This window comes from Schinkia azotoformans LMG 9581, assembly GCF_000307855.1.
Lineage (GTDB): Bacteria > Bacillota > Bacilli > Bacillales > Bacillaceae_J > Schinkia > Schinkia azotoformans.
The window spans coordinates 1-12,181 of record NZ_AJLR01000149.1; the positions used below are offsets into that span (position 1 = coordinate 1).

Annotated in this window: 13 protein-coding genes; 1 reads left to right on the forward strand and 12 read right to left on the reverse strand. The window is 40.5% G+C overall.

The genetic code is table 11. The features are described from left to right. Window positions 1–16: 16 nt before the first annotated feature. From wecB to BAZO_RS18985, 3 genes are all read right to left on the reverse strand, one after another. Complete coding sequence (gene wecB, locus BAZO_RS18975; protein ID WP_003333079.1) at window positions 17–1,159, reverse strand: non-hydrolyzing UDP-N-acetylglucosamine 2-epimerase; 1,143 nt, start codon at window positions 1,157–1,159, stop codon at window positions 17–19. A gap of 106 nt (window positions 1,160–1,265) precedes the next feature. Next, window positions 1,266–1,895, reverse strand: a complete 630-nt coding sequence (upp, locus tag BAZO_RS18980; RefSeq protein WP_003333080.1) for a uracil phosphoribosyltransferase — start codon at window positions 1,893–1,895, stop codon at window positions 1,266–1,268. A 472-nt stretch (window positions 1,896–2,367) separates the two neighbouring features. Beyond that, the gene (locus tag BAZO_RS18985; RefSeq protein WP_003333081.1) at window positions 2,368–3,573 is read right to left on the reverse strand and encodes a YbfB/YjiJ family MFS transporter; all 1,206 of its coding nucleotides are present in this window, start codon (window positions 3,571–3,573) and stop codon (window positions 2,368–2,370) included. A 153-nt stretch (window positions 3,574–3,726) separates the two neighbouring features. On the opposite strand from BAZO_RS18985, the gene BAZO_RS18990 reads away from it, so the two are divergent. Continuing rightward, window positions 3,727–4,146, forward strand: coding sequence for a hypothetical protein (locus tag BAZO_RS18990; RefSeq protein WP_003333082.1), 420 nt, complete (start codon window positions 3,727–3,729; stop codon window positions 4,144–4,146). A 116-nt stretch (window positions 4,147–4,262) separates the two neighbouring features. On the opposite strand, the gene BAZO_RS18995 is transcribed toward BAZO_RS18990, so the two are convergent. From BAZO_RS18995 to spoIIR, 9 genes are all read right to left on the reverse strand, one after another. Further along, complete coding sequence (locus BAZO_RS18995; protein ID WP_003333083.1) at window positions 4,263–5,504, reverse strand: serine hydroxymethyltransferase; 1,242 nt, start codon at window positions 5,502–5,504, stop codon at window positions 4,263–4,265. A 103-nt stretch (window positions 5,505–5,607) separates the two neighbouring features. Then, a complete protein-coding gene (locus tag BAZO_RS19000; protein ID WP_003333084.1) occupies window positions 5,608–6,186 on the reverse strand; it encodes a TIGR01440 family protein in 579 nt (192 codons plus the stop codon). Window positions 6,187–6,403: 217 nt separating this feature from the next. Continuing rightward, on the reverse strand, window positions 6,404–6,844 hold the full coding sequence (rpiB, locus tag BAZO_RS19005; protein ID WP_003333085.1) for a ribose 5-phosphate isomerase B: 441 nt from the start codon (window positions 6,842–6,844) through the stop codon (window positions 6,404–6,406). A gap of 1 nt (window position 6,845) precedes the next feature. Continuing rightward, window positions 6,846–8,144, reverse strand: a complete 1,299-nt coding sequence (locus tag BAZO_RS19010) for a methyl-accepting chemotaxis protein (RefSeq protein ID WP_003333086.1) — start codon at window positions 8,142–8,144, stop codon at window positions 6,846–6,848. 95 nt (window positions 8,145–8,239) lie between these two features. Further along, on the reverse strand, window positions 8,240–8,698 hold the full coding sequence (locus BAZO_RS19015; RefSeq protein WP_003333087.1) for a low molecular weight protein arginine phosphatase: 459 nt from the start codon (window positions 8,696–8,698) through the stop codon (window positions 8,240–8,242). A gap of 222 nt (window positions 8,699–8,920) precedes the next feature. Then, on the reverse strand, window positions 8,921–9,481 hold the full coding sequence (locus tag BAZO_RS19020) for a manganese efflux pump MntP (RefSeq protein WP_003333088.1): 561 nt from the start codon (window positions 9,479–9,481) through the stop codon (window positions 8,921–8,923). Window positions 9,482–9,598: 117 nt separating this feature from the next. Beyond that, on the reverse strand, window positions 9,599–10,648 hold the full coding sequence (locus tag BAZO_RS19025; RefSeq protein ID WP_003333089.1) for an L-threonylcarbamoyladenylate synthase: 1,050 nt from the start codon (window positions 10,646–10,648) through the stop codon (window positions 9,599–9,601). Window positions 10,649–10,822: 174 nt separating this feature from the next. Then, on the reverse strand, window positions 10,823–11,281 hold the full coding sequence (locus tag BAZO_RS19030) for a GNAT family N-acetyltransferase (RefSeq protein ID WP_003333090.1): 459 nt from the start codon (window positions 11,279–11,281) through the stop codon (window positions 10,823–10,825). A 211-nt stretch (window positions 11,282–11,492) separates the two neighbouring features. Next, window positions 11,493–12,107 (reverse strand): stage II sporulation protein R, encoded by a 615-nt coding sequence (gene spoIIR / locus BAZO_RS19035; RefSeq protein ID WP_003333091.1) that lies wholly within the window; start codon window positions 12,105–12,107, stop codon window positions 11,493–11,495. Window positions 12,108–12,181: the final 74 nt, after the last annotated feature.

Consider the following 12,181-nt stretch of genomic DNA (forward strand, 5'->3'; position numbering starts at 1 on the left):
CGCTTCCGCTTTTCTATTATAAAAATGCTTCTGGGCGTTGTTCGATTTGACCAAAATGGTAGCGGATGGCTTCAGCAATGCGTTCGCTGGCTTTTCCATCTCCGTATGGGTTCGAAGCTTTTGCCATTTTTTCATATTCAGCCTGATCTGTAAGCAAGTCGGATGCTAAACGATAGACTGTATCCTCATCTGTTCCGGCCAACTTCAATGTGCCGGCTTCGATTCCTTCCGGGCGCTCCGTCGTGTCGCGTAATACGAGAACTGGAACTCCAAGCGATGGCGCCTCCTCCTGAACGCCGCCGGAATCGGTCAAAATTAAATGAGCACGAGCGGCAAAGTTATGGAAGTCAATCACATCAAGCGGTTCAATTAATTGAATGCGATCATGTCCGCCCAAAATTTCACCAGCAATTTCACGTACAGCAGGATTCATATGGACAGGGTAAATGACCTGAACATCAGTGAACTCATCTACGATGCGGCGAATCGCACGGAACATATTGCGCATCGGCTCCCCAAGGTTTTCGCGACGGTGTGCTGTCACAAGTACAAGTCTGCCCCCGCTTACTTTTTCAAGAACCTCATTTGTATAATCTTCTTTTACCGTAGTTTTTAAAGCATCAATCGCTGTATTTCCGGTGATAAAGATTGCCTCTTGCTTTTTATTTTCATTCGTAAGGTTTTCGAAGGCTTTTTCCGTCGGTGAAAAATGAAGGTCAGCGATCACGCCTGTTAATTGGCGGTTCATCTCCTCCGGAAATGGCGAATATTTATTCCAAGTCCGTAAGCCGGCTTCAACATGCCCCACCGCAACCTGATTATAATACGCAGCAAGGCTCGCGATAAACGTTGTTGTCGTATCGCCATGAACAAGCACGATGTCCGGTTTGACCTCTTTGATAACAGCATCCAAACCTTCAAGCCCTCTAGTTGTCACATCGATAAGTGTTTGGCGGTCCTTCATGATGTTTAGATCGTAATCAGGTTTTACATTAAAAATTTCTAAAACCTGATCGAGCATTTGGCGATGCTGAGCTGTTACCGCAACAATGGATTCAAACTGTTCCGGGCGTTTTTCCAGTTCCAGCACAAGCGGGCACATTTTAATCGCTTCCGGTCTAGTTCCAAAAGTCGTTAAAACTTTAATTCGTTTTGACATTTTTATTCACTCCAATTAATTGTTCCGAACAAAGCGACCAAGGTATTTTGGGCTAAATAAGCAACTTGCCACTACTATTGAGTGGCATGTGCATAGTAAACGGCGATTATTTTGTTCCGAAAAGACGGTCTCCCGCATCTCCTAAACCTGGAACAATATAGCCGTGGTCATTCAATTTTTCATCTAATCCAGCAATATAAATATCAACATCAGGATGTTCTTTTTGAACCACTTCAACACCTTCAGGAGCAGCAATGACACACATTAAACGAATATGAGTGGCACCGCGTGTTTTTAAAGAAGTAATCGCAGCAGCAGCTGAGCCTCCTGTAGCAAGCATTGGATCTAAAACGATGAACTCGCGCTCTTCGATGTCAGATGGAAGCTTCACATAGTATTCGACAGGCATTAGCGTTTTAGGGTCACGGTATAGACCAACATGACCAACCTTTGCAGCCGGAATCAGCTTTAAAATACCGTCTACCATTCCAAGACCTGCACGTAAAATTGGAATTAGACCCAGCTTTTTACCTGCAAGCACATTTGCTTTAGCCGTTGCTACTGGTGTTTCAACGGTTACTTCCTTAAGTGGAAGGTCACGTGTTGCTTCGAAAGCCATTAAACTAGCAATTTCGTCTACCAGCTCGCGAAATTCTTTTGTACCCGTATTTTTGTCACGAATCATTGTAAGCTTATGTTGAATTAACGGATGATCAAAAACATGAATTTTTCCCATCTTACCGTCTCCTTTTCTCATTTTCACATTATGTATTTTGCCCATTTTTATATTTTTGAAAGATATTGCTTTTATTTCAAAAAAGAATGAGGGCAGCACAGTTGACATATTTGGACAAATTATGTGGATTCTATGATGGCCGAAAAAAGCACATCCCGCCACCAGTTATGGAATTAAGAGAATTCTGCTCCTGCGATTACTCGTCGCATAAAAAAAATTGCCGAATAAGGTTAAAAAATTTGCCTACTTTGGTCAAATTGTGTCTATCTAGTAAATTGTATAAGAAAATAGTAATAGAGACAAGTGAATTGGGAAAAGTCATCGGCTAAAATAGATATAAAAGAAAATTGGGATAGTTCGAAAAAATAAAACTGACGCTGCAACTGCGTAGCGGGCTGGTACAAAAACAAAAATATAAAAGCCGATTTACTTAGAAATCGACTTTGGAGTAATTTTGATTATATAAAAATTTTTAGTTGCTGTTGGATTGTACGTTCTCCCACTCAACTTCTTGAGCCGTTTTTTTCTCAAATTTAATTCCATTCATAATTAGGCATGCTCCGAGGAATACAACCGCTGCCGCCCCTATTAATGCCGAGTTGAAGCTATGTGTGACCGATGATAAAAGACCTGCAATTGTTGGTCCGATCATTTGGCCGATTGCATAAATGGCCGTCATATAGCCAATAAGTCGGCTCGTATTGGATAGATTCATTTGACGCGCGATAGTTGTTGCCAGGGTGGTGATACCCATAAATGTTGCACCAAATAGTGCGGCACTGATCATTAAGCTAGTTGCCGACATCCACATCACCGGTAGTGCGATGCCGAGAGATTGTAATACCATCGCAAAAATCAAGGATTTTATAAGTCCCCACCTTTTTCCAATCAATGACCAAATTGCACATGACGGGATGGCAGCCAAGCCTACGATCATCCAGATAAAGGTTGCAGCGCTGCTGGTTGGCAACATTTTTTCAGCAAAAGAAACGATAAATGTTCCTGTTACAATATAGCCCAAGCCCTCTAAACCGTAAGCCGCAACTAACCATGGAAGCCATTTAGCGGGTGGCACCTGGTTTCTGACTACTTGATTATTTGTTTTTTCAATCGAATTAGGATAATCTACGAGCAGAATCCAAACAAAGAGTGTTAGAATAGCTGCTACAATTCCGAGCCCAACCCATACACCTTCCCACTGGAAAAAGCGGTTTAGAGCTGGCGTGAACAATCCTGTAGTGAAAATTCCAAACCCTACACCACTGTAAAAAAAACCAGACCAATTTGTTTTGTTTCTGGCAGCCAGTTTGTCTAAAACAATACTGGAGGCCAACACGAATACAAAAGCGCTTGCCACACCCGATAGAAAACGAAGGATAAACCAGAATATAAAAGAATGTGATAAACCCATAATGGCAGTTGTTGAGATACTAATAATTAGACTTAGTCTTAGAAGGAACGTCCGATTGTTGTTCAATGGTACGACACTTGTAATGAATGCCCCGACCAAATATCCAGCGTAATTGCTTGTTGCCAGGTACCCAGCCATGGCGTCAGAGAAGCCAATCGCATTTTGCATCAACGGTAGTACTGGCGTATATGTAAATCTCCCGATTCCCATTGCAATCATTAAAGAAAAAATACCTCCAATTAAAAAAAGAAAAGGCTGCTTTTTCAAATACTCACCCCCGGACCCCTGATTTTTATAATTTTATCACAGTTTTTTACTTATAGTTTAAAATTCCTTTACACTGTATTGCAACTGCTTGGAATAAACTGTAAATTACTTGTAAATAATAAATTAGAAGTAATGAATAAAGGAACTTTGCTAATGAGGGTTATTTCAGCTCTATTTTCAATGCTTATGCCAGGGTTTGGCCAAATATATAATCGGCAATTTATAAAAGGGATTTTCTTTGTAATACTAGAACATTACGTTAATGCGTCTGCCAATATAAACAAGGCCATTCACCTTGATTTTAACGGGTTTCATCAACAAGCACTGGAGGCAGTTATTTACGATGGTTTGTTATTTTATCCGGGTTTCTATGTCTATGCGGTATGGGATTCTTGGTTTTATGCAAAGGTGGGAGCAAATAAAACAAAAACGGCGATTCCTTTTATAATAAGCGGATTTTTAGGTGAATTCGGCTCAATTTATGCTACGAAGATACCAATCCCCTCTTTAACAACGGGGCTGCTTATGATTATTCCTATGATTATCGGGATGATTGTCTTTCGGAAGCAGTGAAGGGTTGATGGGGCGTCAGGCTACCTTGACGGTGGGTCAATGGGGCGGTGAGCCAGAGGGTCCCGACCCTCTGACCTCATTCGGGACATAGATCCCGACCCCATGGCTCTTATTAATTATAGATTCGGATATAATTGGAATTTTGAAGTTAAATCTTCTACACGCTTCGCCGCTTCAGCCAATTTTTCTTCGTTATCTACATTTTTTAATGTTAAGCCAATGATTGATGCAATTTCGTCCATTTCTTCTAGACCAAAACCGCGGCTTGTAACTGCAGCTGTACCAATACGGATACCGCTTGTTACAAATGGGCTTTCTTGGTCGAATGGAATGGTATTTTTGTTAACAGTGATGCCGACATCATCTAATGCTTTTTCAGCTACTTTTCCTGTTAATCCTAATTTACTTACATCGATTAATAATAAGTGGTTGTCTGTACCGCCTGATACTAGTGTTAAGCCTTCTTTTTGCAGGCCTTCTCCAAGACGTTTTGCGTTGTCTTTAATATTCCCGGCATATTCTTTAAAGCTGTCTTGTAGTGCTTCACCGAATGCAACAGCTTTTGCTGCGATTACGTGCATTAATGGACCGCCTTGGATTCCAGGGAAGATTGCTTTATCAATTTTTTGAGCAAATTCTTGTTTACATAAAATCATACCGCCACGTGGTCCACGTAATGTTTTATGTGTAGTTGTTGTTACGAAATCAGCGTATGGTACAGGATTCATGTGCAGGCCGGCTGCCACAAGACCAGCGATGTGAGCCATATCGACCATTAAGTAAGCTCCCACTTCATCAGCAATTTCGCGGAATTTCGCAAAGTCAATTTCACGAGGATATGCACTTGCGCCTGCTACGATCAATTTCGGCTTATGTTCTTTAGCTTTTGCTAAAACATCTTCATAATCGATTTGTTGTGTTTCTTTGTCGACTCCATACTCAACAAAGTTGTATTGAATTCCACTGAAGTTAACAGGACTTCCGTGTGTTAAATGTCCTCCGTGTGATAAGTTCATTCCTAGAACTGTATCCCCTGTTTGTAAAATTGTGAAGTAAACCGCCATGTTCGCTTGTGCACCTGAGTGTGGCTGAACATTGACATGCTCTGCTCCAAAGATTTGCTTCGCACGATTTCTTGCGATATCTTCTGCTACGTCCACATACTCACAGCCGCCATAGTAACGTTTACCAGGATAGCCTTCTGCATATTTGTTTGTTAAAACTGAACCTTGTGCCTCCATTACTGCTTCACTTACGAAATTTTCTGACGCAATTAATTCAATTTTATTGCGTTGACGACCAAGTTCGTCTTGGATTGCTTGATATAACTCTTGGTCTTGCGATTTTAAATGTTCCATGTTTTCCTCCTAAGATATATATATTAATTTTTGATAAAATCCGAATATTAATGTTCGTAAACCATTGTAACATATTTATTTTTAATAAAAAACCCAAAAAATTTTAGCTTTCGCAGGAAATGTTCGCTTCTATATCCGAATAAACTGCTCGCTCTCCACCGATAAGCTTCGGTCTTGTCCGAACCATCGTAACGTGAGCTTGTCCAATTTCTGTTATTTTACCACGAACTGGAACCGCTACGTGCTTAATATGCATTCCAATAAATGTGTCACCAATATCAATGCCGGCATCAGCTTTTATGAATTCTACCATTTGCGGGTTTTGAAAATGTCTATAGGCGTATGTTGCCATTGCCCCTCCCGCTGTTTTGACCGGAATGACAGATACTGGCTCGAACCGCTTTTGCTGTGCGGTTTCTTTTTCAACGACTAGGGCACGGTTTAAATGCTCACAGCATTGGAATGCTAGCTGTACACCTGTTTTTTGCTTAAAATTTTGAAATACTGAGAAAATTGTTTTCGCAACTTCGTCCATTCCGGATGTTCCAATTCGTTTGCCGATGACTTCACTTGTGCTGCACCCAATGACCAGGATGTGGTCTGATGTAAGGTTTGCCACTGCCTGAAGGTCTGCGAGCACGGTTTCAAGCTGTATTTTTATAAGTTTTAAATCTATTTCCACTTTTAAGGGCTCCTTTCTTGGATGATATGTGCTGGGACGCGGGGACCGACCCCATGGCTCGTCCACCTCACACAATCTGGGACGGAGAACCCGCCCCCCGCGGCACAGCTCGCATACAAAAATAGCAGGTATTTTGCATACACCTGCTAACCTGATTGAATGTTTCGTTCGAGGGAGAGGAAGTCGTCGACGAGACGGTCCCCATCCTACTACATTGTTATTTTTTTTCGTAATCTGTAATTTTTGTAATTCGATTTAAATGACGGCCGCCTTCGAAGTCGGTTGTGAGCCATGTTTTTGCAATTTCTCTAGCCAAGCCTGGACCAATTACGCGTTCACCCATTGCGAGGATGTTGCTATCATTGTGCTCACGTGTTGCTTTTGCACTGAATACGTCATGAACGAGCGCACAACGGATGCCTCTTACCTTATTTGCTGAAATGGACATACCGATTCCTGTTCCGCAAATCAAAATGCCGCGGTCGAACTCCCCGCTTGCGACTTTTTCCGCGACCGGAATTGCATAGTCGGGATAATCTACGGAGTTGCTGCATTCACAGCCGAAATCCTCATACTCAATCCCCATTTCTTGCATTAGGGCTATAATCTCCGCTCTAATATGGATCCCACCATGATCTGATGCGATTGCTACTTTCATTTTATTTGCCTCCTAATTGAAATTGGTTAATTGTTTGCTTCAATGTTTGTGCTTGGTCTGATAATTGACCTGCAATAATTGCAATATCTTCAATCATCGCTGCCTGCTCAGTCGTCGTTGCAGAAATTTCCTGAGACCCCGCAGAAGTTTCCTCGGCAATAGCTGCCACTTCCTCTGATTGAGCCGATGTATCTTGAATATAGCTCATTTGTTTTTGGGCAAAAACAGCAATTTGTTGAACAGCTTCCTCCATTTGATGAACAGACACTGTCATTTGTTCAATCGCTTCATTCGTTTCAATACCCTTATCGGCACCTTTATTAGCAGTGTCAACTTGCTCAAGAATCTGGGTAACGACATTTTTAACTTCTACTTGAATATTCCCAACTAAGTCGGAAATTCCATGAACAGCTTGTCTACTTTCATCAGCTAATTTACGAACTTCTTCGGCTACAACGGCAAAACCTTTGCCATGCTCGCCCGCACGTGCAGCCTCAATCGAAGCATTGAGCGCCAAGAGATTTGTCTGCTCAGCGATATCTCCGACTAATGAAATGATATTTTCAATTTCCTTCGCATTTTTCTCCAGTCGTTGAACTACCGCCAACGATGCTTGATTTTCTTTTGCAAGTAGTTCAATTTCTTGGACTAGCGAACGAATGACTTTTTTACTATTTTCCAAAGAAACAACCATATTTGCGGAAACCGCTTGAGAATCAGTTGCATGTTTTAATACTTCCTGAGAAATTTCCGTAACCGTATTAATCGATTCAACCGTTGATGTGATCGCGCTGGCTGAGCGCTCCGCACCGTTTGCAATATCCTCGAGCGTTGACGAAATAGCCTCAGCTTGAATAGCTGCTGTTTTTGACGCTTCAGAAATACGATCCACATTTTGGTTCGTACTTTGGAAGTTTTGCTCAATATTGATAACCATTGTTCTTAATGATTTTAACATGTTATTAAAAGCAAGTCCTAAAGAACGAATTTCATCGTCCGATTTTGACACCTTCGCATCCTCAGAAATATCACCGCCAGCGGCCTTATAGACGGCTGCTTCAAGAATTTGCAGCGGTTTGACGATAAAACCAGCAGCAAAATAGGCAAGAATTCCCGACCAAATAATTCCTAACAACAAGGTAATAATTGTAAACATCTCTTCGCTAATTGAGATAAAATCTTTCGCATAATCATATAAGAAGTATATGAAAAATGCACTTGTTGAATAGGTTATAATTGAAACAATGGTGATGAAAACTACTACTTTCATGCGTAAGCTAAACTTGTATTTTCTCTGCATTATGGCCTCCCGATATTCGTACAGAACTGTTTCTCCTTTAATCTCCACAAAACATTATTTTTATATAAGAAAAAAATCTGGGCTTGGTGGGAAGTCTAATGTTGATCTGCTTCACCCTGATTGTCCAATTTTTCAATAAGCTTAAGAATAGCCTCTTCAATTTCATTGAAAGTTTTTTCGTAGTCATTCAATGAGCCACCATATGGGTCAGCAATATCAGCTTTCCTATTCAGGGCGTACTCTTTTAAACTAAAAACCTTTTCGGTCGCCTTCGGATAGCGCTGCTGGATCAATTGCTTGTGACTATTTCCCATTGTCAAAATTAAATCTGACCAGGCAACAAGCTCTGTTGTAAGCTGCTTCGACTTATGATCAATTGGTATAGATTGATTTTTTAAAATTTCAATTGAATGAGCGGAAGCTGAACTCCCATCGTGCGCAAAAATGCCAGCTGATCTTACTTCAAAACGATTATTCGTTTTATGCTTAAAAATAGCCTCGGCCATCGGGCTCCTGCATGTATTCCCCGTACAAATAAATAGAATTTTATGCAAGCAGCTCCCTCCTTCACTCATAAAGTTTTACCATATATTTATATATTATAAAGCAAACCGGCCACTTCTAATATCATTTAATTAAAATAATCGAAAAAAGTTCAAAATAAGGACTAGGGTTGAGCTTCATCAATTGGCATGACCTAAAGCAATTAAAAACGCACAAAGGATTCCATGCTAAAATCCCTTGTGCATTATTTTTTTAAAAAAAGCATGTAAATTTCAAAATGGCAATAATAGCTTCAACCCGAATGCGAGGAGGATACTGCCACCAAGGGCTTCGCCATACGACCCAAGCCAAGTCTGAACCTTTCTGCCGAGCAGCAAGCCCACCCATGTTAGGACCATACTGAAAAATCCAAAAAGAAAAATGGCTACAGCTGTCCGTGCACCAAATATCCCGAGGCTTAAACCAACCGAAAAACTATCCAGGCTGACACTTAGCGCGAAAATAATTAAACCAAATCCAATTGGTGTAACAAGAGTTTGCTGCCCCGATTTAAAAGATGATACGACCATCTGTAGACCCAAAATTAATAAAAGTGCACCGCCAATATAGGAAGCAATGCCACTGAAATGAACAGAAATCATGCGCCCGAGGCCAATCCCCAAGAGCGGCATTATTACATGAAAAATTCCGATTGTGATTCCTATGTAGAACACTTGCTTTAAACGGAGTCGAATCATACCCATTCCCAAGCCTAACGAAAAGGCGTCCATTCCAAGAGCTATTGCCATGATGGAGAGCGTTATGATCTCCCCAATTAGTTCTGTTATTCCCATCGTCTTTCCCCCTCAGACGTGCTTGTATAACATATGCACGTCCATGGAGTTTTAGAATTATTGAGAAAAAATTATATTGGGGCATCAGTTGTGACACCGGTGGTACTTGTCCACATTTTATTCTTTTATTATGTTTCCTCCGGCAGCTTTGGATAGGCGATTCATTACGGCCTCGCCTACGCCGGTTTGCGGAAAGCTTTCGCTGAATATAATATCGATTTTTTCTTCGTCGAAAGCGCGAAGGCTGTCATACAAATGGTGGGCAACGGTTTTTAAATCTTCACGATATCCACAGGTTATTACGATATCCGCATTATAGTTCTGTTTATTTTCTTCAGTTGTCAACATTCCCACTTTTTTACCGTTTTGGTGCTCTTCATCAATGAGCTTTTGGATAAAATCACGGGGGCCGTCTACGATATACAACGGTGCTTTTGGTGCATAATGCGTATATTTCATGCCCGGTGATTTGGGAGCTTCGTCTTTTTCCAAAAGGGCCTTATCCACAGCTACAGATCCAATCACTGCTTCTATTTCTTCTCTAGTTACTCCACCTGGGCGCAAAATTATTGGCGGAGTGCATGTACAATCAATGACTGTGGATTCTACGCCGACACCGGTTGCACCACCATCCACCACACCAGCAATTCTTCCGTTCAAATCGTGCAAAACATGGTCCGCATTGGTCGGACTCGGTTTTCCAGATAGATTGGCACTCGGTGCAGCCACTGGTACATCCGCAGCCTCTATTAAAGCGAGGGCTACCGGATGGTCAGGCATTCGAATCGCCACTGTTTGTAAACCGGCTGTCACTTTTGGAGAAACAACCGAATTGCTTTCAAAAATAATCGTTAATGGGCCTGGCCAAAATGAATCCATTAATTTTTGAGACACAGCTGGAATATTTTTAACTAACTTATTTAATTGATTAATATTGGATATGTGGACAATTAGCGGATTATCACTTGGGCGTCCTTTTGCTTCATAAATCTTCGAAATCGCTTGATCTGACAAGGCATTGGCCCCTAACCCATACACCGTTTCTGTTGGAAAGGCGACCACTTCTCCCCTACTTATCCACATGGCAGCGTTTTTAATTTGTGGATTACTTGTGAGTTCCGATGAATTTTTGTCCACAATCCAATGATGTGTTTCTAAATTATTCATATTTTAGTCCCTTCTCTTGCTATATCGCTATTTTCTGTATTTTATATTAATCGGTATAAACAAAATTATCCACATAATGTGGATAATTCTCTTAAAAAAGTGGATAACTTTGTGGATTTTGTTAGTTATTCCAATATTTTTGTATAGAAAATTGTTTTGAACCTCTTTCAATCACTAAAAAGTATAATACATAATCACAGGTTGTTCATTATTTATGTTTTGATAGTGCTCAAAATCTAACATTTCCACAGGTGTTTCATCAGCCAACTGGAACCCTAGCATGTGAAAAAGTTTAACAGATCGTTGATGTCTTGTGCATAAAAACAGCTTCCGCAGACTATTTTTTTTCGAATAATCAATAACCGCCCTCATGATTTCTAAAATACTAAGTTGATCCGACTTTTCATTGATAACAAAAGATCTCAATAGCCCATTTTGTTGCTGAAATTCAAATCCGACCACAGCAACAAGAGACTGATCATCCCCATTTGTGGACAGGCTGTGTGTTTCTTTTTCCATAATTAAAAAGTTATCCACATTTTGTTCAATTCCATGCGTTTGTAGGCCCGCCTGCCCTACTAGTTGTTCAATTCTATTAATATCATCGTGTTTTGCTTTACGAATAATTTGCATGTTAAATGTCACTCCCTACTTTTCATTTTTAGCGGTGTATTTACGCGATTTGCGGAGTGGGACACAGATTTCTGGGACACAGTTCCCGACCCCATGGCCCAGACCCCGCGGCTCACACCGCCCCCTAACCCATTTACTAAAAGCTATGATCGAAAAGTAGATCTCATGACTATTAATTCTATTAATTTTTTATTTATGATTAACATTCTCATTAGAATGCACCTAGTAATTTTTCAATTAATTCTACGATAAATGATTTTACTACTACTTTTTCCTGTGAATCTGCTGTAGCTGGTTTAGATTCTTCATCTGCTTGCTTTACTGCATCACCATTTGAAAAATCTAGGAAGCATAGCGGTGGGAACAGTACGCACCACCAATTTGCACCTTCAGCATTACCAAGTGAAATTAAAATTGCTTCATATTGGCCAGCCGGGTAAATAAAGTTGCCATAAATTTTTGTTGGGAAATTTACATTGTCAAAATCAACATGAACCTTTTGGTTGCTGCCTTCCTGTTCTAATACTTGATAAGTGATTTTTTCAATTTCCGGAACGCGGTTGTCAATTAAAGTTCTAGCTGCCTCAATGGAAGTTAAATCCTCAACCCATTTCGTGATTTCAGCGTTTACCGCATCACGAACTTTTCTTTTTAATGCTTGGTCTTCGTTTGAATCACTATTTGCAAGAATTCGTAATCTAATGGCTTCATCCGGAATTACAACTGGCCCCTTCGCCTCTACGATTGCTCTATCAAAAATTTGAATTAAATTTGCACCTATTAAAATTAAAAGCATGAATATGATTGCTTGTGTTTGTTTTTTCATTTTATCTCCACCGTCCTTACTAAGACAGTGTGGACAAAAACAAAACATCTTAAACTAGCAGAATTAAATTTTTA